General features: G+C 76.4%; 1 pseudogene. It reads left to right on the forward strand.

The features are described from left to right. Positions 1-246, forward strand: a pseudogene (locus B8460_RS20510) (molybdopterin molybdenumtransferase MoeA); the annotation flags it as partial.

Below are 246 nucleotides of genomic sequence, written 5' to 3' on the forward strand. Positions count from 1 at the left end.
CCGGCCGGGTCGGGCGCGGCGAGGCCGTGCGGCTGTTCACCGGCAGCGTGGTGCCGGCCGGTCCCGACGGTGCGGCACTCGACGGCATCCTGCTGCAGGAGGACGCGGCCCGCGACGGCGACCGTCTTACCGTGGGCGAGACGGTGACGCCCGGCCGGCATATCCGCCGCGCGGGACAGGATTTCGCCGCGGGCGAGACCCTGATCGCGGCCGGACGGCGATTGACCGCGCGCGACATCGGGCTGG

The organism is Acidisphaera rubrifaciens HS-AP3 (assembly GCF_000964365.1).
In the GTDB taxonomy this organism is placed as follows: Bacteria; Pseudomonadota; Alphaproteobacteria; order Acetobacterales; family Acetobacteraceae; genus Acidisphaera; species Acidisphaera rubrifaciens.